Origin of the sequence: Bradyrhizobium sp. CCBAU 11434, from assembly GCF_028128895.1 — a bacterium.
GTDB classification, from domain to species: Bacteria; Pseudomonadota; Alphaproteobacteria; order Rhizobiales; family Xanthobacteraceae; genus Bradyrhizobium; species Bradyrhizobium zhengyangense.
In genome coordinates, this window is the sequence record NZ_LBJX01000002.1 from 424,108 (window position 1) to 444,317 (window position 20,210).

23 protein-coding genes are annotated in these 20,210 nt (G+C 64.7%); 12 read left to right on the forward strand and 11 right to left on the reverse strand.

Annotated features, from left to right (window positions below; all coding sequences use genetic code 11):
* Positions 1–7: 7 nt before the first annotated feature.
* From XI06_RS04235 to XI06_RS04250, 4 genes are read right to left on the reverse strand one after another with little or no spacing between them, the layout of a single operon-like run.
* Positions 8–748 carry an ABC transporter ATP-binding protein gene (locus XI06_RS04235; protein ID WP_237865733.1) on the reverse strand — a complete coding sequence of 247 codons (741 nt, stop codon included), beginning with the start codon at positions 746–748 and terminating at the stop codon, positions 8–10.
* Positions 745–1,578, reverse strand: coding sequence for an ABC transporter ATP-binding protein (locus XI06_RS04240; protein WP_237865734.1), 834 nt, complete (start codon positions 1,576–1,578; stop codon positions 745–747). Before XI06_RS04240 ends, XI06_RS04235 begins: the two co-directional genes overlap by 4 nt.
* On the reverse strand, positions 1,575–2,900 hold the full coding sequence (gene livM / locus XI06_RS04245) for a high-affinity branched-chain amino acid ABC transporter permease LivM (RefSeq protein ID WP_271604688.1): 1,326 nt from the start codon (positions 2,898–2,900) through the stop codon (positions 1,575–1,577). Before livM ends, XI06_RS04240 begins: the two co-directional genes overlap by 4 nt.
* A gap of 12 nt (positions 2,901–2,912) precedes the next feature.
* Positions 2,913–3,830, reverse strand: coding sequence for an ABC transporter permease subunit (locus tag XI06_RS04250; protein WP_237865735.1), 918 nt, complete (start codon positions 3,828–3,830; stop codon positions 2,913–2,915).
* A gap of 734 nt (positions 3,831–4,564) precedes the next feature.
* Between XI06_RS04250 and XI06_RS04255 the strand changes: the two genes are divergently transcribed.
* Positions 4,565–5,095: a hypothetical protein gene (locus XI06_RS04255; RefSeq protein WP_237865737.1), complete on the forward strand. Its 531-nt coding sequence runs from the start codon at positions 4,565–4,567 to the stop codon at positions 5,093–5,095.
* On the opposite strand, the gene XI06_RS04260 is transcribed toward XI06_RS04255, so the two are convergent.
* The 3 genes from XI06_RS04260 to XI06_RS04270 form a co-directional block, all read right to left on the reverse strand.
* Positions 5,057–5,449 carry a carboxymuconolactone decarboxylase family protein gene (locus tag XI06_RS04260; RefSeq protein ID WP_237865738.1) on the reverse strand — a complete coding sequence of 131 codons (393 nt, stop codon included), beginning with the start codon at positions 5,447–5,449 and terminating at the stop codon, positions 5,057–5,059. The two genes, XI06_RS04255 and XI06_RS04260, sit on opposite strands and share 39 nt — an antisense overlap.
* Positions 5,450–5,557: 108 nt before the next feature.
* Positions 5,558–6,340 (reverse strand): 3-oxoadipate enol-lactonase, encoded by a 783-nt coding sequence (gene pcaD, locus XI06_RS04265; RefSeq protein ID WP_237865739.1) that lies wholly within the window; start codon positions 6,338–6,340, stop codon positions 5,558–5,560.
* Between the two features lie 20 nt (positions 6,341–6,360).
* On the reverse strand, positions 6,361–7,716 hold the full coding sequence (locus XI06_RS04270; RefSeq protein WP_237865740.1) for a 3-carboxy-cis,cis-muconate cycloisomerase: 1,356 nt from the start codon (positions 7,714–7,716) through the stop codon (positions 6,361–6,363).
* A gap of 170 nt (positions 7,717–7,886) precedes the next feature.
* Between XI06_RS04270 and XI06_RS04275 the strand changes: the two genes are divergently transcribed.
* From XI06_RS04275 to XI06_RS04315, 9 genes are all read left to right on the forward strand, one after another.
* Positions 7,887–8,333 carry an SRPBCC family protein gene (locus tag XI06_RS04275; RefSeq protein WP_237865741.1) on the forward strand — a complete coding sequence of 149 codons (447 nt, stop codon included), beginning with the start codon at positions 7,887–7,889 and terminating at the stop codon, positions 8,331–8,333.
* Between the two features lie 139 nt (positions 8,334–8,472).
* Positions 8,473–8,958, forward strand: coding sequence for a (2Fe-2S)-binding protein (locus tag XI06_RS04280; RefSeq protein ID WP_237865742.1), 486 nt, complete (start codon positions 8,473–8,475; stop codon positions 8,956–8,958).
* A 28-nt stretch (positions 8,959–8,986) separates the two neighbouring features.
* Complete coding sequence (locus tag XI06_RS04285; RefSeq protein WP_237865743.1) at positions 8,987–9,793, forward strand: FAD binding domain-containing protein; 807 nt, start codon at positions 8,987–8,989, stop codon at positions 9,791–9,793.
* Between the two features lie 60 nt (positions 9,794–9,853).
* Positions 9,854–10,762, forward strand: a complete 909-nt coding sequence (locus tag XI06_RS04290; protein ID WP_237865744.1) for an AAA family ATPase — start codon at positions 9,854–9,856, stop codon at positions 10,760–10,762.
* Positions 10,763–10,908: 146 nt separating this feature from the next.
* Positions 10,909–12,111 carry a vWA domain-containing protein gene (locus tag XI06_RS04295; protein WP_237865745.1) on the forward strand — a complete coding sequence of 401 codons (1,203 nt, stop codon included), beginning with the start codon at positions 10,909–10,911 and terminating at the stop codon, positions 12,109–12,111.
* Between the two features lie 13 nt (positions 12,112–12,124).
* A complete protein-coding gene (locus XI06_RS04300) occupies positions 12,125–12,448 on the forward strand; it encodes an XdhC family protein (RefSeq protein ID WP_271604689.1) in 324 nt (107 codons plus the stop codon).
* A 2-nt stretch (positions 12,449–12,450) separates the two neighbouring features.
* Entirely contained in the window at positions 12,451–13,152 is a 702-nt protein-coding gene (locus tag XI06_RS04305; protein ID WP_237872701.1) for an XdhC family protein, read from the forward strand.
* Positions 13,149–14,753: an NTP transferase domain-containing protein gene (locus XI06_RS04310; RefSeq protein WP_237865747.1), complete on the forward strand. Its 1,605-nt coding sequence runs from the start codon at positions 13,149–13,151 to the stop codon at positions 14,751–14,753. The genes XI06_RS04305 and XI06_RS04310 overlap by 4 nt, the downstream gene beginning before the upstream one ends.
* Positions 14,754–14,969: 216 nt before the next feature.
* Positions 14,970–15,359, forward strand: a complete 390-nt coding sequence (locus XI06_RS04315; protein ID WP_237865748.1) for a DUF4189 domain-containing protein — start codon at positions 14,970–14,972, stop codon at positions 15,357–15,359.
* Positions 15,360–15,377: 18 nt separating this feature from the next.
* On the opposite strand, the gene XI06_RS04320 is transcribed toward XI06_RS04315, so the two are convergent.
* Positions 15,378–16,985 (reverse strand): CYTH and CHAD domain-containing protein, encoded by a 1,608-nt coding sequence (locus tag XI06_RS04320; RefSeq protein ID WP_237865749.1) that lies wholly within the window; start codon positions 16,983–16,985, stop codon positions 15,378–15,380.
* 413 nt (positions 16,986–17,398) lie between these two features.
* On the opposite strand from XI06_RS04320, the gene XI06_RS04325 reads away from it, so the two are divergent.
* A complete protein-coding gene (locus tag XI06_RS04325; protein ID WP_237865750.1) occupies positions 17,399–17,809 on the forward strand; it encodes a DUF2000 family protein in 411 nt (136 codons plus the stop codon).
* A gap of 131 nt (positions 17,810–17,940) precedes the next feature.
* Entirely contained in the window at positions 17,941–18,966 is a 1,026-nt protein-coding gene (gene adhP / locus XI06_RS04330) for an alcohol dehydrogenase AdhP (RefSeq protein WP_237872703.1), read from the forward strand.
* Between the two features lie 4 nt (positions 18,967–18,970).
* Here adhP and XI06_RS04335 read toward each other — a convergent pair whose 3' ends face one another.
* The 3 genes from XI06_RS04335 to XI06_RS04345 are packed head-to-tail and all read right to left on the reverse strand — an operon-like array spanning position 18,971 to position 20,193.
* The gene (locus tag XI06_RS04335; RefSeq protein WP_237872706.1) at positions 18,971–19,384 is read right to left on the reverse strand and encodes a GFA family protein; all 414 of its coding nucleotides are present in this window, start codon (positions 19,382–19,384) and stop codon (positions 18,971–18,973) included.
* Positions 19,385–19,396: 12 nt separating this feature from the next.
* On the reverse strand, positions 19,397–19,861 hold the full coding sequence (locus XI06_RS04340; RefSeq protein ID WP_237865752.1) for an SRPBCC family protein: 465 nt from the start codon (positions 19,859–19,861) through the stop codon (positions 19,397–19,399).
* A complete protein-coding gene (locus XI06_RS04345) occupies positions 19,858–20,193 on the reverse strand; it encodes an ArsR/SmtB family transcription factor (protein ID WP_237865753.1) in 336 nt (111 codons plus the stop codon). Before XI06_RS04345 ends, XI06_RS04340 begins: the two co-directional genes overlap by 4 nt.
* Positions 20,194–20,210 lie beyond the last annotated feature (17 nt).

Here is a 20,210-nt window from a genome sequence, read left to right on the forward strand (position 1 = left end):
AGGGCTGTCAGGCGTGCCGGCCGCCTTCCAGGTAGGCCGCGCGAATCTCAGGGCGCTGCAGCAACTCGGCGCCGGTCCCGGCCAGCGTGATCAGGCCGTTGACCATGACATAGCCGCGGTGGGCGAGTTTCAGTGCATGGTTGGCGTTCTGCTCGACAATGAGAACGGTCAGGCCGTCCTGGCGGTTCAGGGTACGGATCGCATCGAAGATCTGCCGCGCGATGAGGGGCGCGAGCCCCAGCGAGGGTTCATCGAGCAGCAGAAGGCGCGGGCGGCTCATCAGCGCCCGGCCGATCGCCAGCATCTGCTGCTCGCCGCCCGACAGGGTTCCGCCGCGCTGCATGACGCGTTCCTTCAACCGTGGGAACAGCGCGAACACGCGCTCCAGGGTGCTTTCCCGCTCCGCCGCGGTGGAATCGGTGACGTCGGCGCCCATCTGGAGGTTTTCCGCGACGCTCATGCGCGGGAAGATGCGGCGGCCCTCCGGCGACTGAGCGATACGCAAATGCGCGATCTGATGGGTCGGGACAGAGGAAATGTCCCTGCCGTCGAACAGGATCTGGCCGGCGCGGGCGCGCGGCTTGCCGAAGATCGTCATCATCAGCGTCGACTTTCCGGCGCCGTTGGCGCCGATCAGCGCGACGATCTCGCCGGCATTGATCTCGACATCGACGCCCTTCAAAGCCTCGATCTTGCCGTAGGCGGCGCGCAGGCCGCGGATCGCGAGCAGGGGAGTGGCAGCCGTCACGATCCGCTCTCCATCACGGCCGCAGCCTCTTCCTCGTCGGTGCCAAGATAGGCGGCGATCACCTTCGGGTCGTCGCGCACCTCCCGCGGCGTGCCTTCCGCGATCTTCACGCCATGGTCCATCACCACGATGTGGTCCGATATCTCCATCACCACCGACATATCGTGCTCGATGAGCAGGATCGAGGTGCCGAGCTCGCCGCGGATCGACCGCAGCAGCTCGCTCAGCGATGCACTCTCGCGTGCATTGAGGCCGGCGGCGGGTTCGTCCAGGCAGAGCAGCGCGGGCTCAGTGCACATCGCGCGCGCGATCTCGAGCCGGCGCTGGTCGCCATAGGCGAGGTTGCCTGCGGCATCGTCGGCGCGGTCGAGCAGATTGATCCGTTTGAGCCAGTCGGTCGCGAGCGCGATCGCGCGCTTTTCGGCGTCGCGATAGGTGGGGACGCCGATCAGGCCGAGAAACGTAAAGCCTGATGCGCGCATCAAGGCGTTGTGCTGTGCCACCATCAGGTTCTCGAGCGCCGTCATGCCGGGAAAGAGGCGGATGTTCTGGAAGGTTCGGGCGACCTTGGCCTGCTTGGCGATGCGGAAGTCGTTCAGCCGCTCCAGCGCGGTCTGCCTGCCGTCGTCATGATTGAGACGAATGGCGCCGCCGGTCGGCTTATAGAAGCCGGTGATGCAGTTGAAGACAGTGGTCTTGCCAGCGCCGTTCGGTCCGATCAGCGCGGTGATCTTCCCCCGTTCGGCTGCAAACGACAGGTCCTGCACGGCGACGATGCCGCCGAACCGCATGGTGAGCCGGTCGACGCTGAGAATTGGTTCGCCGCTCACCCGTGGCCCTCCTTGACGAGGTCGGAGGAGATCGCCTGCGCCTTGGTCAGATACACGGTCGGCGCGCGATGGCCGATGATTCCGCGCGGTCGCCAGATCATGATGAGCACCATCGCCATGCCGAACACCAGCATGCGGTAGGTCTCGAGGCCGCGGAACAGCTCGAAGCCGCCGATCATGGTGAGGGCGGCGAGCGCGACACCGAGCTGCGAGCCCATGCCGCCGAGCACGACGATGGCAAGCACCAGCGCCGATTCCTGGAAGGTGAAGGATTCCGGGCTGATGAAGCCCTGGCGTGTTGCGAAGAACGCACCGGCAAAGCCACCAAACATCGCGCCGGTCGCGAACGCCGTGAGCTTGGTGGTCGTGGTGTTGATGCCGAGCGCGCGGCAGGCCACCTCGTCCTCGCGCAGCGCTTCCCAGGCGCGGCCGATCGGCAGGCGGCGCAGGCGGATCGTCACCCAGTTGGTGAGCAGCGCCAGCGCCAGGATCAGGTAGAACAGGAATATGATGCGATGGGTCGGCGAGTACTCGATGCCGAGCTTGGCGGCGAGCCCGTCATCACTGTTGTCGAGCGGAATGCCGAACAAGGTGGGGCGGGGAATACCGGAGACACCGTTGGGGCCGCCGGTCAGTGATTGCCAGTTGAGGATGACCAGCCGGATGATCTCGCCGAAAGCGAGGGTCACGATGGCGAGATAGTCGCCGCGCAACCGCAGCACCGGAAAGCCGAGCATGACCCCCCAGATCGCGGCGAGCATGCCGGCGAGCGGAAGGCAAACCCAGAACGACCAGCCGAAATTCGTGGCGAGCAGCGCATAGGAATAGGCACCCACGGCGTAGAAGGCGACATAGCCGAGGTCGAGCAGGCCGGCGAGCCCGACCACGACGTTCAGGCCCCAGCCGAGCATCACGTAGGTGAGCACGAGGATGCCGAGGTCGAGGATATAGCGCTGATTGTAGAAGATGACAGGAACGAGCAGGGTGAAGACGAGCAGGGCCGGACCCAGGAAGCGGCCCGCCAGTGACAGGCTGCGCTGGATCGGCGCTGGCACGAGCTTTTCCGCGCCGGTCGGTCCGATCCATTGCCGCAGCAGCTCAATGACGATGGAGCCGCCGAACACGAGGCCGACGATGGAGGCGAGGTCGCCGAAGCGCGTCCACCAGGTCAGCTGCCCGTCGGGGCCGGCCTCGGTGCGGATGCCGATCATCAGCGAGAACAGCACCAGCGCAACGCATGCGCTGAGGAAAGCTTTTTTCAGGATGAACGGAATGCCCACCGTGCGGCCGGCCTGCGTGGTTTCGGTTGAAAGGGCTGTCACGCGAGGGGCCCGTCAGACTTTTTCGACTTCCGGCCGGCCAAGCAGACCGGTCGGCATGAAGATCAGGACGATGATCAGGATCGAGAAGGCGGCGACGTCCTTGTACTCCACCGAGAAATAGGCCGACCAGAGGGTCTCGATCAGGCCGATCGCGAGCCCGCCCAGCACCGCGCCGGGCAGCGAGCCGATGCCGCCCAGCACGGCCGCTGTGAACGCCTTGATCCCTGCAACGAAGCCCATGAAGAAATCGACCTGGCCGTAATAGAGCAGGTACATCATGCCCGCGACGGAGGCGAGCGCCGCGCCGATCACGAAAGTCATGGAAATGGTTCGATCGACGTCGACGCCGAGCAGCGCCGCCATGGTCTGGTCCTGCTCGCAGGCCCGCATGTCGCGGCCGAGCCGTGTCCGCGAGACAAGCCAGGTGAACATGGCCAGCAGCACGATGGTGACCAGCACGACCATGATCTGCATGTTGGAGAGCTGCACCGCAAACCCCTCGGGACCTTCATGCAGCGTGTAGCCGCCCGTGATGATCGGCGGGACCGGCTTGACGCGGGCGCCCTGCGCGACTTGCGAATAGTTCGTCAGCACGAAGGACATGCCGATCGCCGACAGCATCGGTGCGAGCCGGAAGGAGTGCCGCAGCGGCCGATAGGCGATGCGCTCGACTGTCCAGCCATAGAGTGCGGTGACCGCCATCGCGACCAGCAGGACGAGCAGCAAGATCAGTGGGATCGCAGTCAGACCGAGCGACACCAGGAGCAGGAAGGAGATCAGCGCGATGAAGCCGCCGATCATGAAGATGTCGCCATGGGCGAAATTGATCATGCCGACGATGCCGTAGACCATCGTGTAGCCGATCGCGATCAGACCGTAGATGGAGCCGAGCACGAGGCCGTTGATGAGCTGCTGGGCGAAATAATCCATAGGCTGCCGTTACCAAACCTGACGTTGAAAGGGAGCTCTCGAGAGAGTGCGTACGTTTCTTCTCGGGCCCGGCAGCCCCGTCTTCTTCCCGTTTTGTAACAGGAGGGAACTGGCGGCCGCAACTGGTGATGCCTTGGCATAAAGGCTTGTACAGAGCTGATTTCGGTTTCGGATGTCAGCTCCCGGTTCCGCACCTGCGAGGAACCGGGTTCCGCGGAGCAACCAAAAACGTCGCCGGCAGTTGTCTCCGACTGACGTCCAACAAGGGAGTTTCCCCCAATGACGAAGCAGCAGAACCAGAATCCGGGCCAGCAGAACCAGAGCCCGGCCAGCAGCGCCCGAGCCAGCAACCAGGGCAGCAGCAGGGCGGCGGCCAGAAACCCGGACAGCAGCAGCAGAACGATCCGATGCGCCAAGGCGACAAGCCCGGCCAGCAGCAGGGCGGCAAGCAGGACAACAGACTGGATTGAACGTCCAGGGAGTAGCGTCGCGTGGCCCCGCCGAAAGGCGGGGCCTTATTCTTTGGAAGGTGCTGGTCATTCCGGGGCGATGCAAAGCATCGAACCCGGAATCTCGAAATTTCGGGTTCGGCTCTACGAGCCGCCCCGGAACGACGAGCTTATCCACACGCCGATTAAGGTAAACAAAGGGTTTAAATTGCCGCCGCAGTCCGGTGCGAGTTAGCTCCCGGCAAAGCCTTACCTCGAAGGCATGTAGACGAAGCGGGAAGCGGCATGTTCAGAAATTGGCGGATCGGCTCGGTCAACGGCGCGCTGCTGGCAGCTTATTTCATCCCGGCCTGGACGGTGGTCGCCTTCAACATCGTAGTGGCGCCGGTGCACGGTCTCTACGAGCGGCCGAGCGTCGCGGTGGCGCTGTTCCTCAGCGACCAGCTGCAGATGTCTGGCGTAAGCACGGTGCGCGCTGCCTGGCTGCTGGCGCTCGGACGGCTGACCGTGGTGGCGTTCTTTGCGATCTGTCTTGCGCTTCTGGCCATTCCGCGCACCCGCAGGAGCGGGGCCAGCGACGAGGCGCTCGGCATCGCGCTCGCGATCGGCAGCCTGATCTCGTTCGCGAGCATGATCATGGCCTCCAAGGTCCACGAGATGGCCGCCCTTCGGTTGCACGCCACGGAGCTGTTGCTGCTGCTTGGCGCCGCGATCGTGCTGCTGATCGAGCGGCCGGCGCCAGCGCCGAAGACGGTTGCCGTTCCGGATGCCGCGCCGCTAGCCTTTGATAAGGCCGAGCTCCTGCACAATCGCTGAGGCTTCCTTGACGGCGTGGTTCGCCGCCGGGACGCCGCAATAGATTGCCTGCTGCAGCAGGATCTCCTTGATGTCGTCGGCGGTGAAGCCGCCCTCGGCCAGCGCCGCGCGCACGTGCAGGCGGAATTCATCCCATTGTCCGAGCGCGACCATGGTGCCGATGACCAGCACGCGCCGCGTCCGCTCGTCGAAATGCGGCCGCGTCCAGATCTCGCCCCAGGCATAGCGCGTGATCATGTCCTGGAAATCGGTATTGAAGGAGTTGCGGTTCGCGATCGATTTGTCGACCCAGGCATTGCCAAGCACCTTGCGGCGTACGGTCATGCCGGCATCGCGGCGCTTCTGGTCGTCCATTGTGCTTCTCCGGATCAGTCATTCCGGGGCGATGCGAAGCATCGAACCCGGAATCTTGAGATTCCGGGTTCGCCTCTTCGAGGCGCCCCGGAATGACGGTGATTACGACTAACGCTGCGTCAAGAATCCCACCACCGCGTCGGTGAACGCGTGCGGCTGCTCGACATTGGAAATGTGGGCGGCGTCGATGATGGTCATGCTGGCGCCGGGAATGCTCGAGCGGATCATCTCGCCCGCCGAGATCGGGGTTGCCTGATCGTGGCGGCCGGCGATCACCAGCGTCGGGCTCTTGATCTTGGGCAGCAGAGCGCGCTGGTCGAGCGTCGACAGTGCCTCGCAGCAGGCGAGATAGCCCTCGACCGGGGTGGCGACCAGCATCGCCTTCATCCTGGCAGTGATCTCGGGCTCGCGCTCGCGGAAATCCTGCGTCAGCCAGCCGGCGATCACGCCGTCGGCGACCGACGCGATGCCGCCCTTCTTCACGGCGTCGATGCGCTCCAGCCATCTGGTCGGCTCGGCATAGTAGCAGGAGGTGTTGGCGAGGATGAGCTTGCCGAATCTTTCAGGCGCGTTGGCGCCGAGCCATTGCCCGACCATGCCGCCCATCGACAGGCCGCACCAATGCACCTTCTCGATGTTGAGGTCGTCGAGGATCGCGAGCACGTCGCGGCCGAAGCGCTCCATTGTGTAGGGGGCGGGCGGCACGTTGGACTTGCCGTGGCCGCGGCGGTCGTAGCGGATGACGCGGAACACTTGCGTCAGCGCCTTCATCTGCGGCTCCCACATCTGCAGCGTACAGCCGAGCGAGTTCGAGAGCATCAAGGTCGGCCCGCCGTCGCGGCCCTCGACGGAGACGTTGATCAGGCAACCGTCGGCATCGATCATCGGCATTGCGGCGTCTCCGTTCAGCTTTATTCACGGTCAAGGTTGTCGAGCAGGCGATCGATCAAGGCCTGTGACGCACCTTGATAGGCCATCGGCTCGAATAATTCCGCAATTTTCTCCGGCGTCAGATGCGCGGTGACCTGCGAATCGGCGGAGAGGATGTCGCGCAAGTGCTTCTTCTCGGCGACCGCGCGCTTGCTCGCGACTTCGATGAGATGATGCGCGTCGCTCTTGCCGATCTTGTCGGCCAGCGCAAAGGTGACGGCCTCCGCCATGATCAGCCCATGCGTCGTATCGAGATTGCTGCGCATGCGCGCCGCATCGACGTCGAGGCCTTCGGCGATGTCGACGATCGCAGCGAGCGCGCCTGATGTGACCAGCATCAATTGCGGCAGCGTCGGCCATTCCGCATGCCAGGGCCCGGCGCTGCGCTCGTGGTCCTGCACTTGTGCTGCAAGGATCGTAGCGGTGAGCTGCGGGGCCATGGTCGCGCAGCCGAGCGCGCTCGCGGCGGCAACAGGGTTGCGTTTGTGCGGCATGGTCGAGGAGCCGCCGCGGCCTTCGCCGGCCGGCTCGAAGGCTTCGCCGACATCGGTCTGCATCATCAGCGAGACGTCGCGGGCGATCTTGCCGCAACTGCCGGCGAGGATCGCGAAGCTCGATGCCGCTTCCGCGATACGGTCGCGATGGGTGTGCCAGGGCGCCTCGGGGAGCGGCAGGTTCAACTCCTGCGCCAGCCGTTCGGCGACCGAGAGCCCTTTGTCCCCGAGCGCTGCGAGCGTGCCGGCGGCGCCGCCGAATTGGAGCGCGAGGCCCTCGCGGCGGAGCCGCCGCAGGCGGCAGCGCGCACGGGCAAGGCTTGAGGCATATTCAGCGGCCTTCAGGCCGAACGGCATCGGCAGAGCGTGCTGGAGCCAGGTCCGCGCCACCATCGCCGTGTTGCGGTGGGCGCGCGCGAGCGCGGCAAAGCCCTTGATGGCGCGGCTGAGGTCGGCATCCAGCGCGTCGATGGCAGCGCGCAAGCTCAGCATGGTCGCGGTATCGATGACGTCCTGGCTGGTCGCGCCCCAATGCACGTAGCGCGCGGCTTCAGCGTCGGCTTTGCCGACATTGGCGGTCAGCAGCTTGACCAGGGGGATCGCGAGATTGCCCGACCGGGTCGCGGCCTCGGCCAGCGCGGTCATGTCGAAGGTCTCGGCCTTGCAGGCCGCTTCGATCGGGCCCACTGCCGACGCGGGAATCACACCGGTCGCGGCCTCGGCCCGGGCCAGGGCTGCCTCGAAATCGAGCATGTTCTGCAGCGTGGACCGGTCGTCGCAAACGGCGCGCATGGCTGCGCTCGACAGCATCGGCGCAAGCAGGGGGGAGAGAGCTGTGGTCATGTTGCGCCGGACCTAATCACCATGATCAGGCTCTGCCAATCCCCCGACTATCAGGACAAGACCTTTTGCAGGTGCGAATATGCATTGCACGTGACCAGGGCCACCCTTTTCTTTGCGGCCTCCGTGCGTTACTTGAGCATCCCACCTTTTGCGATCCCCGGAGGCACCCCATGGCCATGACAATGAACGGCGAAGTCCAGCTTGCGGCGCCGCGCGAGGCCGTCTGGGAGAAGCTCAACGATCCCGCGGTGCTGAAGGCCTGCATCCCCGGCTGCGAGGAGCTGGAGAAGACCGAGGACGGCGGCTTTCGCGCCACCGCGAAAATGAAGGTTGGTCCGGTTTCGGCGCGCTTCAAGGGCAAGGTGATGCTTTCGGATCTCGACCCGCCGAACGGCTACAAGATCTCAGGCGAAGGCGAGGGCGGAGTGGCTGGCTTTGCCAAGGGCGGCGCCGCGGTGAAGCTTGCCGAGAAGGATGGCGGCACGCTGCTCTCCTATGACGTCGAGGCGCAGATCGGCGGCAAGTTGGCGCAGCTCGGGCAGCGGCTGATCAACGGCACCGCCAAGAAGCTGGCGGACGAATTTTTCGCGAATTTCGTCAAGGCGGTACAGGGCTGACGGCTCTGGCTTTTCGTCATGGCACCTCGCGCTTGGGGCAATGTTGCCCCCGGCCATAATGGCCCATATGATGGGTTGGAATAATTATAAGAAAGAACCGCTTCGACGGGACCCGTCGGGGCGCTGACAGAGAGTGCTTATGGCAAAAATCTCCCTCATCGTGAACGGCAATCCTGTTACCGGCAATGTCGACCCGCGGACGCTTCTGGTGCAGTTCCTGCGCGAGAATCTGCGGCTGACGGGCACCCATGTCGGCTGCGACACCTCGCAGTGCGGCGCCTGCGTCGTGCATCTCGACGGCAAGGCCGTGAAGTCCTGCACCACGCTGGCCGTGATGGCCGACGGCCACGAGGTCAAGACCATCGAGGGATTGGCCGCCGATGGCGCGCCGCTACATCCGATGCAGGAGGCCTTCCGCGAGCACCATGGCCTGCAATGCGGCTTCTGCACGCCGGGCATGATCATGACCGCGATCGACATCGTGCATCGCAAGGGCAACGAGCTCGACGACCATACCATCCGGGAAGAACTGGAAGGCAATCTCTGCCGTTGCACCGGCTACCAGAACATCGTCGCCTCGATCGCCGCCGGCGCCAAGGCGATGGCGAAATCCGATCTCGCGTAACCGCGCCCTCCGCGATCAGGACACACTCATGTACGAATTCAAATACCACCGCCCCGGGACCGTCCGGCAGGCCGCGAATCTCCTGGTGAAGAACGAAGACGCCAAGGTGATCGCCGGCGGTCACACGCTGATTCCCGTCATGAAGCAGCGGCTCGCAAGCCCGCCGCATCTGGTCGACCTCTCCCATATCGAGGGGCTGAATACGATCGAGATGAAGGGCCGTTCGCTGGTGATCGGCGCCACCGCCAAACACGCCGAGGTCGCGACCTCCGCCATTGTCGGTGAGGCCATTCCGGCACTTGCCAATCTCGCCAGCCAGATCGGCGATCCCGCGGTGCGTCACAAGGGCACGATCGGCGGCTCGCTCGCCAACAACGATCCGACTGCGGACTATCCGGCCGCCGTGCTCGCGCTCGGCGCCACCATCGTCACCAACAAGCGCCGCCTCAAGGCCGAGGAGTTTTTCCAGGGCCTGTTCTCGACCGCGCTGGAAGCCGACGAGATCATCACCAAGGTGATGTTCCCGCTGCCGAAGAAGGCCGCCTATATCAAGTTCCGCAACCAGGCTTCGCGTTACGCGCTGGTCGGCGTGTTCGTGGCGCGGCGTCCGTCGGACGTGCGCGTCGCCGTCACCGGCGCCGGCTCGGACGGCGTGTTCCGCGTCGAGGCCTATGAGGAAGCGCTGAAGAAGCGGTTCTCGTCCAAGGTGCTCGAAGGCATCGACGTGCCGGCGGAAGGGCTGAACAGCGATATCCACGGCAGCGCCGAATACCGCGCGCATCTGATCGGCGTGCTGACACGGCGCGCCGTCGACGCGGCCAATGCCAAGGAGTGAGTGATTCTCACGCCTCGGCCAAACTTGTCCCGGTGAGGGCGTAGCGAGACTGGCTTTTTCATGACTTCAGCGACCCTGCCGGCATCGGTCGATGCGATGCTCGAACTCTTGACCTCGCGCGGCTATCTGGCCGAGCGGTCGCTGGCGACGGTGACGTACCTCTCGCTGCGCATGGGCCGGCCGCTGTTCCTGGAAGGCGAGGCCGGCGTCGGCAAGACCGAGATCGCGAAGGTGCTCTCGGCGGCGCTGGGGCGGAAGCTGATTCGCCTGCAGTGCTACGAGGGCCTCGACGTCTCCTCCGCGGTCTATGAGTGGAATAGCGCCGCGCAGATGATCGCGATCCGGATGGCGGAAGCCGCCGGCGACACCGATCGTGATCAGCTCTCGAGCGACATTTTTGCCGACCGCTACATGATCAAGCGGCCGCTGCTCCAGGCACTGGAGCCTGACGTCGCAGGACCGCCGGTGCTGCTGATCGACGAGCTCGATCGCGCCGACGAGGCCTTCGAGGCCTATCTGCTGGAAATTCTCAGCGACTTCCAGGTGACGATCCCCGAATTCGGCACCGTGAAGGCGCCGCATCCGCCGATCGTCATCATCACTTCCAACCGCACCCGCGAGATCCACGATGCGCTGAAGCGGCGCTGTCTCTATCATTGGGTCGACTATCCCGCCGCCGAGCGCGAGCTGGCGATCGTCAAGACGCGCGTGCCCGGCATCTCGGCCAAGCTCTCGCAGCAGGTCGTGCGCTTCGTGCAGGCGCTGCGCAACCAGGATTTCTACAAGTCGCCTGGCGTCGCCGAAACCATCGACTGGGCCACCGCCTTGTCCGAGCTCGATGCCCGCTCGCTGACCCCGCAAGTGGTCGGCGACACGCTCGGCGCTCTGCTCAAATACCAGGACGACATCACGCGGATGCAGGGCGACACCCTGCAGAAGGTGCTGAAGGAAGCGACGAGCGAGAATTGACGCGCGTGCGTCATAACGAACCCGTCATTCCGGGGCGCGCGTCAGCGCGAACCCGGAATCCATCGAGCGGCATGGATTAAGGATGAATGGATTCCGGGCTCGCGCCAAGGGGCGCGCCCCGGAATGACGGCTGAGAGTGTGGACGCATGGCCATCAACCACCTTGCCCCGGAGCAAACCGAGCAGTTCGCCGACAACATCGTCGGCTTTGCCCGGGCGTTGCGTGCGGCCGGCATGCCGGTCGGCCCCGGCGCGGTGATCGATGCCATGAGCGCGCTGCAGGTGATCGACATCGGCAACCGGGCCGACGTCTTCACCACGCTGGAGGCGATCTTCGTCAAGCGCCATGAGCATGCGCTGATCTTCAAGCAGGCTTTCAACCTGTTCTTCCGTGCCTCGGAAGAATGGAAGCACCTGCTGGATTCGGTGCCGCTGCCGGAGCAGGCCAAGAAGAAGCCGCAGGCCGGCTCGCGCCGCGTGCAGGAGGCGATGTCGCAGCCGCGGATGACGGAGACGCCGCAGCACCAGGAGCAGGATTTGCGCCTGTCGGTTTCCGACAAGGAGATCCTTCAGAAGAAGGACTTTGCGCAGATGAGCGCCGCCGAGATCGCAGAGGCGCTCCGCGCCATCGAGAGGATGCGGCTGCCGCAGGCGGAATTGCTGACGCGCCGCTACCTGCCCGACCCGCGCGGCTTGCGGCTCGACATGCGCCGCACGCTGCGGGCCTCGTTGCGCACCGGCGGCGACATTATCGACATCCATCGCCTCGGGCGGATCGAGAAGCCGGCCCCGATCGTGGCGCTGCTCGACATTTCCGGCTCGATGAGCGAGTACACCCGTCTGTTCCTGCATTTCCTCCATGCCATCGGCGATGCGCGTAAGCGCGTCTCGGTGTTTCTGTTCGGCACCCGGCTCACCAATGTGACGCGCGCGTTACGCCAGCGCGATCCGGACGAGGCGCTGGCGAGCTGCTCGGCGGCGGTCGAGGATTGGGCCGGCGGCACGAGGATCTCGGCCTCGCTGCACAACTTCAACAAATTGTGGGCGCGGCGGGTGCTGAGTCAGGGCGCCATCGTGCTGCTGATCTCCGACGGGCTGGAGCGGGAGGCCGATTCCAGGCTCGCCTTCGAGATGGACCGGCTGCACCGGTCCTGCCGGCGGCTGATCTGGCTGAACCCGCTGCTCCGGTTTGGCGGCTTCGAGGCCAAGGCCCAGGGCATCAAAATGATGCTCCCGCACGTTGACGAATTCCGCCCGGTACATAATTTGAGTTCGATCCAGGAGCTGATCACCACGCTCTCCCGGCCGCTGCCGCCGCATCACCGCAGCCTGATCCGCTCCGCAGCCTGAGAGGCAAAAGCCCATGCTCGATCGCGACGAAAATATTCTGAAGGCGGCAGAGGACTGGCAGAAGGCCGGCCGTGGTGTCGCGCTGGCAACCGTTGTCGAGACTTGGGGCTCGGCCCCGCGCCCGGCGGGCTCGAGCCTCGTTATCAACGACGAGGGCACCTTCCTGGGCTCGGTCTCCGGCGGCTGCGTCGAGGGTGCCGTGGTTACCGAGGCCATGGACGTGATCGAGAGCGGCAAACCCAAGATGCTGGAGTTCGGCGTCGCCGACGAGACCGCCTGGAATGTCGGTCTGTCCTGCGGCGGCACCATCCGCGTCTTCGTCGAGAAGGTCGGCTGACCGTGAAGCTCGCAATCCTGCATGAACTCAATGCCGAGCGCGCCGCGCGCCGGCCGGTGATTTTGCTGACCGACACCGAGAGCGGTGAGCAGCGCCTGGTGAAGGCTGCCGATTTCGCCAAGGATCCGCTGCGCGCGGAATTGGACAAACAGCTCCGCATGGGCAAGAGCGCCAATGTCGAGGCCGGCGGCAAGAAGCTGTTCTTCAACGTCTACGCGCCAACCGCAAAGCTCGTCATTGTCGGCGCGGTCCATATCAGCCAGGCCCTGGCGCCGCTGGCGCGTTCTCTCGGCTATGACGTCACCGTCGTCGATCCGCGCACGGCCTTTGCGAGCCCCGAGCGCTTCCCTGATATTCCGCTCGTCGCCGAATGGCCCGACACGGCATTGCCGCCGCTCAATGTCGATGCGTACACCGCCTTCGTCGCCGTAACGCACGACCCCAAGATCGACGATCCAGCACTGCTGCATGCCTTCGAGCGCAACTGCTTCTATATCGGCGCGCTCGGCTCGCGGAAGACGCATGCCAAGCGCGGCGACCGGCTGCGGGCGCAGGGCGCCAAGGAAAGCGATATCGCGCGCATCCACGCGCCCATTGGGCTGGCGATCGGTGCGGTCTCTCCATCCGAGATCGCGGTGGCGATCATGGCCGAGATCACCGCGGTTCTGCGCCTGCCGCCCAAAGAAAAAGAAGAAGCGGCATGAAATTCGGCCCGGCGAGTCCCAGGGATGCGATCGGCGGGGTGACCGTCCACACCCTGCGCCAGGGACCGCTCGTGCTGAAGAAAGGCACGACGATTGGGCCTGCCGAGGTCGAGCAGCTCGAGCGCGCCGGCATCAAGGACATCGTCGTGGTGCGGATGGAGGCGGGCGACGTCTCCGAGGATGTTGCCGCCGCCAGCATCGCGCTTGCGATCGGTGGCGAGGGCATCCATGTCGAGCGCGCCTTCACCGGCCGCGCCAATTTGTTCGCCGCGCAGCCGGGCGTGCTGGTGATCGACCGCGCCGCGGTCGACCGCATCAACAATGTCGACGAGGCCATCACCTTTGCCACGCTCGCCGCCTACAAGCCGGTGGTCGAAGGCGAGATGGTCGGCACCGTGAAGATCATCCCGTTCGGCGTTGAAGGAAATTTGCGCGATGCCGCGGTGAGGGCCGCCGGCAAGGACGTGCTGAAAATCGCGCCCTATGTCGTCAAGCGTGTCGGTGTGGTCTCGACGTTGCTGCCGGGCTTGTCGTCCAAGGTGGTCGACAAGACACTGCGCGTGACCGCCGAGCGTCTCGCGCCGGCGGGTGCCAGCATCATCGCCGAACGGCGCGTACAGCATGAGGAGCGCGCGCTGTCGGCTGCGATCAAGGAATTGCTCGCGCTTGGCGCTGAGCTCGTGATCGTGTTCGGGGCATCGGCGATCGCCGACCGCCGCGATGTGATCCCGGCTGCCGTTACCGGAATCGGCGGCGAGATCGAGCATTTCGGCATGCCGGTCGATCCCGGCAATCTGCTTTTGATCGCGCGCGCCGGCAGCGTGCCGGTGCTCGGGGCGCCCGGCTGCGCGCGTTCTCCGGTCGAGAACGGTTTTGACTGGGTGCTGATGCGGCTGCTCGCCGGCATCAAGGTGACGCGCTCCGAGCTGATGGGCATGGGCGTCGGCGGCCTGCTGATGGAGATCGTGACGCGCCCGCAGCCGCGCGCCAAGCCCGAGATCGAGGACAACAGGCAGGTTGCGGCCATCGTGCTCGCGGCCGGCCGCTCCACCCGCATGGGCGGGCCGAACAAGCTGCTCGCCGAGCTCGACGGCAAGAAGCTGGTGCGGATCGCCACCGAGCAGGCGCTGGCGTCGAAAGCATCCGAGGTGATCGTCGTCACCGGCCATCAGACCGAGCTGGTCGAGCAGGCGTTGCAGGGACTGAAGGTGAAATTCGTCAAGAACCCGGATTTCGCCGGCGGCATCGCGGGCTCGGTCAAATCAGGCATCGCGGCGGTGTCTGACGCCAGCGATGGCGCCGTGATCTGCCTCGGCGATATGCCGCTGATCGATGCCGGCCTGATCGATCGTCTCATCGACGGCTTTGCGCCGGATCGTGGCAATCTCATCGTCGTGCCCGTCAGCGAAGGCCGCCGCGGCAATCCGGTGCTGTGGTCGCGCCGCTTCTTCAAGGAATTGATGACGCTCGACGGCGACGTCGGCGCGCGGCATTTGATTGCCAAGCACACGGAAGCGGTGGCCGAAGTGCCTGTTGATGGCGAGGGCGCGTTTCTCGACATCGACACGCCGCAGGCCTTGGAAGCTGCTAGAGGCGGATGAAGGTGCCGTAACTTCGTAGGGTGGGTTAGACAGCGGCGGCGCGAAGCGCAGTCCGCTGGCGTAACCCACCACTTCCGTTTCCGCAGTGACACATTTGGCGGATTTACGCTTCGCTAATCCACCCGACGGCTCCTCGATTTCAACTCTCCATTCACCATCTGGAAACGGTCCCAGCTTAGAGTCGCCTGCACCTGCCTTGGGGGGAGGGGTTTTTCCATGGTTTCGAACCTCGTCGCGCGCCGTTGCGCGATGTTTTTCTTTGCGCTGTCGATCTGTGTCGCTGGCGCCCGTCACATCACCGAGGCTCATGCGGCCGGCGCCTTTGCCGTCGGCAGGTGCGGCGCCTATGGCCAAGCCTATGATTACGGCGCCGAGCACGAGGCGCGTGCCGCCGCTCAAAAGCAGTGCAAGGGTGAATGCACGACGGTGACAATGAAGCGGGCCTGTGCGGCCATGTCAGTCGACATGACCAACCCCTGTGGCGCTTATGGCTACGCCGTGAAGCCGAAGATCTCGGCCTCGCTCAACGCCGCCACCCGCGAATGCTACAAATATGGCGGCAAGGAATGCGTGATCCGTGCCTGGGCCTGCGACGCCAAGGGGTGATCAAGGGTTGAGCTGCGGTTAGCGCAGCCATCCCGCGTTGGCTTGCACCAGCTTGACCGGCTGCTCCGGCGCGTCGATCGACCAGGGCACCTTGGCCCCGGTGAATTCCGACCAGGCTTTTAGCAGGCGGACCTCGACGCCGACCATGGCGTGGGCCTGCCAGCCCGCGATCGCGGCTGCCGCCATGCCGCTGCCGGTCGCGCCGGCGTTGACGTCGGCAAGCAGTGACGTCGTCGTCGCCATGTCATTGTAGACGCCGAGCTGCTGCTGAAGGTCGGCCAGCCTGCGCGAAAATCGCTTTGCGGATTTGCCGTGCCCGCAGAGCGGAAGCAGGAAGTCGGCGACGTAGCGCAGCTTCTTGGCGGCGAGGCGGACACGATGCCGCTCCTCGATCGGCAGCGATTTGAAACGGCGACCGCGCTTCAGCACCTTGGCATGCTGCGCCGACAGGATGTTGCGGGCGAAATTGATCGCCGGCTCTGCCAGTTGCGCCAGGCCTTCGGGCGCAACGTCGCTGCGCCAGCCGCGCGCTTCGATCCAGGCGCCGAGCCCGATCACGAAGTAAGCGCAGCGCCGGTCGGCAAGGGCGCGGCGGGCCTCGTCGTAGAAGCTCGCGCGGCGTTCGTCGGCGAGCGCGCCGAGCGTGTCGAAGCCTGCAACCGACGGGCAACCCTCCGCAACGGTGTGCAACGTTTCCTGCCGGAACACATCCCAATCACGCGCGCCCGAAAGGCTACCCGCAAGCCATTTTGCTTCGGCGCGCATCAGGTCGAGCTTGGCCAGCGACACCACCGACCGCATCAGGTCCAGCGCGGAGCGCAGGCGGCGCAGCGCGACGCGAAGCTGATGCATCCCCTCGGGGTCGCGGCCATCCTCGGCGGCAGGCAACGCCTGGAGCAAGTGCAGGAGACAGGATCGCAGGATCTCGGAGAAGGCCTCGTCCAGCGAGATCGACGGATCGAGACGAAGCTTCGGCGGCTTCGGTGTGCGCGGCGGCGTATCGGCCGCGAGGTCAAATCCACGCGCCGATTTGGTGCGGATCGACGGCTTCACTTGACCATGCTCGGCGAGCCGAAGCGCGAGGTCCCAGATCGCGGACGGGCTGCCGCTCCTAAGCTCCAGCTCGATCTCGCTGACGGGCAGCGAGCGATCGCCTGACGTCAGATGGCCATGATCAAAGGCGACCTCGACCGTGCCCGACGGCAAGTCGACGAGGCGTTGATGCCGGTGGATATCGCTGCGGAAGACGGCTTCGATCGGGTGACGCTCCAGCTCGGCGCGCAGCTTGTCCGAAACGAGCGGCATCGCCAGCGCGATATCGGGCGCCATCGACGGCACCGCTGCCTCCCACTCGCCACGTCGCAGCGGATCGTTGCTGGATTCCGTTTTCACGGTCTGCGTGAATCGCGTGCCGCTCTGGCGAACCCTGAAGCTGAATCCATCGCGGCGAAGCGTGCGCTTGGGCGTATCGTAGTAGACAGCCTTGAGATGCTTGCGCGCCCCCTTGTTGCGCGCATTCGCGGCGATGATCGGCGCATCGTTGAAGTCAGCCAGACGATCGGAGTCCACGAGCAGCTTGAGTTCGATTTCAGTCGCGCGAGGCACACCGTCGCGGGGCGAAGACACATCCGGCCTCGTCGCATCGGCGCGAATATCTTCGGCGGACAGGTCGGCGTGAGAGAAACCGCTGCGCGGGGGCCCGTTGTCGGAGATTTCGGAACCAGGCTTTTGTTCCGCGTTGGAAGTTGCGGCGTTCCTGATCGCAATGTGTTGATTGTTTGACCCGGCGAGACGCCGCCTCGGTTCGAGGGCTCCCTTGATGGCGTCAATTTCGGACATTCGCAGCTTTATGACAGTTCAGTGACGGGCATCGACATATATCCGAGTTGTCCTGCGGAGAGAAGCACAGCCGATCGCATCCCGCATTGAAATTTCTACGCTGTGATCGCCCGGACAATCCGCGTTACATTGACATAAGCCGTCGCAGCGCTCGGAATTTCTTTTTCTTTCCAGACGCTTGGATGTGCGCGGGAGAGTTCATGCAGTTCGATACCAAGATTGCCGTTGTCATTCGCAACGACCTCCAGACTTGGCAGAAGCTCAATGTTGCGTCATTCCTGACGAGCGGCGTCGCGGCTGCTTTTCCGGAGTGCATCGGCGATGCCTATGAGGACGCATCGTCCACGAAGTATCTTGCGCTGATCGGCCAACCGATCCTGATCTATGGTGCCGATGGTCCGGCGCTGTCGCGTGCACTCGATCGCGCACTCACGCGCAATGTCACGCCGGCGGTCTATACCGAGGACATGTTCAAGACCACGCATGATGCTGCCAATCGCGCAGCTGTGAGAGCGGTCGCGCGCGGCGATCTCAATCTCGTCGGCCTCGCAATGCGCGCCGAGAGGAAGGTGATCGACAAGATCGTCGATGGATTGAAGTTCCATAGCTGACGCCAGGCGCGCTCTGCGCTGCCGCGGGCGTTCTGCGCAGCGCGACCAATAAACTTGCGTCGTTTGACTCCAATCAAGTGAGACCTGGGCGGTATCGCTAGTCTGCTTACGTAATGCAATGGAGCAGACCGATGCCGACCATGAAAGCCGCTGTTGTCAAACAATTCGGCAAGCCCCTGGCGATTGAGGATGTGCCGGTACCGCAGCCCGGTCCCGGCGAAGTTCTGGTCAAGGTGAAGGCCTGCGGTGTCTGCCACACCGATCTGCACGCCGCCTCCGGTGACTGGCCGGTCAAGCCGGTGCCGCCGTTCATTCCCGGCCATGAAGCAGCCGGCATCGTCGCGGCGCTCGGACCCGGCGTCAAAAATCTGAAGGTCGGCGATGCTGTCGGCGTCGCCTGGCTGCACGATGCCTGCATGTCGTGCGAATATTGCGAGACCGGCTGGGAGACGCTGTGCGAGCATCAGCACAACACTGGCTACAGCGTGAACGGCGGCTTTGCCGAATATGTCATCGCTTCGGCGGCCTTTGCGGCGAAGCTGCCGCCGACGATCGATTTCGCGGCTGTTGCGCCGATCCTTTGCGCTGGTGTCACCACCTACAAGGGACTGAAGGAGACCGACGCGCGGCCCGGCGAGTGGGTCGCGATCTCAGGCGTCGGCGGGCTCGGCCATGTCGCGATCCAGTACGCCAAGGCGATGGGGTTCAAGGTCGCGGCGATTGATATCGCCCAGGACAAGCTCGAGCTCGCGCGCGAGACCGGTGCCGATCTCGCGGTCAACGCGCTCGCAAGCGATGCCGTTGACAAGGTGCTCACAGCGAGCGGAGGAGGGGCTCACGGCGTGCTGGTCACGGCGGTGTCGACCGCCGCGTTTGCTCAGGCGCTGAAGATGGTGCGGCGGAAGGGCACCGTCAGCCTCGTCGGCCTGCCGCCGGGTGAATTCCCGACGCCGATCTTCGATGTCGTGCTCAAGCGCATCACCGTGCGCGGCTCCATCGTCGGGACCCGCAGGGATCTCGACGAAGCCATTGCGTTCGCTGCGGACGGCAAGGTGAAGGCCGAAGTGACGAAAATGCCGCTTGCGCAAATCAACAACGTGTTCGAGCGGATGAAGGCCGGTACGATCAACGGCCGCATGGTGCTCGACTTTGGCTAAACTCTCAGCCCGGCGGCATCCTCTCGAACTTCGTCAGGCCGGAATCGAGAGGATCCCAATCATACGCGCGCACGGCGTAGGTGATCGCTTGCGGCTTGTAGCGGGCCGGCTCGTCGAGGCTGGCAGCGCGGATGGTGAAGATATCGGGCATGGCCTTGAAGGTCATGTAAACGGCGACGCCGCATTCGGGGCAGAAGGCGCGCGTCTTCACGTTGCCGCTGTCGCCGGTCATGTCCCATGTCCTGGCTTCGCCCGTCACCGTGACGCCGCCGCGCGGAAAGGTGGCGTAGGAGCCGTGGCCGGTGCCGCTTTCACGCTGGCAGTCCCGGCACTGGCAATGGTTGGAGAACATGGGCTCGCCGACAATCGAATAGCGGATCACGCCGCAGGCGCAGCCGCCGGTATAGGGCTTGGTCATCGCATTAACTCCTCAACTGTCTTCGCCGCTGATTTCGTCGAGCTGCCGAATGACCTTCTTCCATCCGCCGCTCATGACGGTGTAGGCGCTGTCGTTCCTCGGCATGACGAAGCCCGCATGAACCAGCTGAATGCGCGTGCCGGCTTCGACCGGGGTGAGGGACCAGGTCACAACAGTGTCGAGCGGCGCGCCGTAGCCGGTGTTGCGTTCATCGCCACCCGTCCAGGCGTAGACCAGACGCCGGTTCGGGACGACTTCCAGGACGCGGCAATGGATGACGCCGTCCCAGTGGCCGCCCGGCTTGGTCTGGTAGGTGAAGACATTGCCTTCGACAGCCTCGAAGCCGGTCGGTGGCATGAGCCAGCGCGCGATCAACTGGGCAGATGTCAGCACCTTCCAGACCGTCTCCGGCGCGTGAGGGAGCACCTCGTCCATCACGATATCTTTGGTTTCGGCTTTCAACGCGGCTGCACTCACGGGTCGATCTCCTTCAACAGGTCACGCAGGTTCTGGAAGCGCTCGCGCCAGAAGACACCGTAATGATCCATCCAGGTGACCAGCGGTTCGAGACCTTGCGGCGCGGCGCGGTAGTAGACGTTGCGGCCCTCGGCGCGCTCGGCGACGAGGCCCGCCTGCTTCAACGATTTCAAATGTTGCGAGATCGCGCCCTGCGTCACGCCACTGCCGCGCGTCAGCTCGGCGACGCTGATCTCCTTGCTGTCGAACACGCGCTCGAACACCGCGCGCCGGGTCGGATCGGCGAGGGCGCGCATGACGGCGGTGACGGGACTGGGGGCGGCATCGATCATGTCAACAGATTAGTATT

Bases quoted from the DNA above. Each gene is read 5' to 3' on its own strand.
- XI06_RS04250 (WP_237865735.1), bottom strand. From the start codon at position 3,830: ATGGATTATTTCGCCCAGCAGCTCATCAACGGCCTCGTGCTCGGCTCC.
- XI06_RS04255 (WP_237865737.1), top strand. From the start codon at position 4,565: ATGTTCAGAAATTGGCGGATCGGCTCGGTCAACGGCGCGCTGCTGGCA.
- XI06_RS04260 (WP_237865738.1), bottom strand. From the start codon at position 5,449: ATGGACGACCAGAAGCGCCGCGATGCCGGCATGACCGTACGCCGCAAG.
- pcaD (WP_237865739.1), bottom strand. From the start codon at position 6,340: ATGCCGATGATCGATGCCGACGGTTGCCTGATCAACGTCTCCGTCGAG.
- XI06_RS04270 (WP_237865740.1), bottom strand. From the start codon at position 7,716: ATGACCACAGCTCTCTCCCCCCTGCTTGCGCCGATGCTGTCGAGCGCA.
- XI06_RS04275 (WP_237865741.1), top strand. From the start codon at position 7,887: ATGGCCATGACAATGAACGGCGAAGTCCAGCTTGCGGCGCCGCGCGAG.
- XI06_RS04280 (WP_237865742.1), top strand. From the start codon at position 8,473: ATGGCAAAAATCTCCCTCATCGTGAACGGCAATCCTGTTACCGGCAAT.
- XI06_RS04285 (WP_237865743.1), top strand. From the start codon at position 8,987: ATGTACGAATTCAAATACCACCGCCCCGGGACCGTCCGGCAGGCCGCG.
- XI06_RS04290 (WP_237865744.1), top strand. From the start codon at position 9,854: ATGACTTCAGCGACCCTGCCGGCATCGGTCGATGCGATGCTCGAACTC.
- XI06_RS04295 (WP_237865745.1), top strand. From the start codon at position 10,909: ATGGCCATCAACCACCTTGCCCCGGAGCAAACCGAGCAGTTCGCCGAC.
- XI06_RS04300 (WP_271604689.1), top strand. From the start codon at position 12,125: ATGCTCGATCGCGACGAAAATATTCTGAAGGCGGCAGAGGACTGGCAG.
- XI06_RS04310 (WP_237865747.1), top strand. From the start codon at position 13,149: ATGAAATTCGGCCCGGCGAGTCCCAGGGATGCGATCGGCGGGGTGACC.
- XI06_RS04315 (WP_237865748.1), top strand. From the start codon at position 14,970: ATGGTTTCGAACCTCGTCGCGCGCCGTTGCGCGATGTTTTTCTTTGCG.
- XI06_RS04325 (WP_237865750.1), top strand. From the start codon at position 17,399: ATGCAGTTCGATACCAAGATTGCCGTTGTCATTCGCAACGACCTCCAG.
- adhP (WP_237872703.1), top strand. From the start codon at position 17,941: ATGCCGACCATGAAAGCCGCTGTTGTCAAACAATTCGGCAAGCCCCTG.
- XI06_RS04335 (WP_237872706.1), bottom strand. From the start codon at position 19,384: ATGACCAAGCCCTATACCGGCGGCTGCGCCTGCGGCGTGATCCGCTAT.
- XI06_RS04345 (WP_237865753.1), bottom strand. From the start codon at position 20,193: ATGATCGATGCCGCCCCCAGTCCCGTCACCGCCGTCATGCGCGCCCTC.